Raw genomic sequence first — 222 nt, forward strand, 5'->3', positions numbered from 1 at the left:
TTTCTCAACAGCATCGTGGCGTCAGCGGGGGCGTCGTTCCTGGCGGTGCTCATCGGATCGCTGGCGGCCTATGGGCTCAGCCGGTTCTCCTATAAATTCCTTTGGATGGCGAACAAGGACATTTCCTTCTTCTTCCTGTCGCAGTTGATCCTGCCGCCGGTCGTGCTCGCTATGCCGTTCCTGGTTCTCTACAAACACCTGATGCTGCTCGATACACTGATC

Annotated in this window: 1 pseudogene; it reads left to right on the forward strand. The window is 56.3% G+C overall.

The features are described 5' to 3' along the window. A pseudogene (locus AF337_RS14505) lies at positions 1 to 222 on the forward strand (carbohydrate ABC transporter permease); the annotation flags it as partial.

This window comes from Rhizobium ecuadorense (assembly GCF_001187535.1).
Classification (GTDB): domain Bacteria; phylum Pseudomonadota; class Alphaproteobacteria; order Rhizobiales; family Rhizobiaceae; genus Rhizobium; species Rhizobium ecuadorense.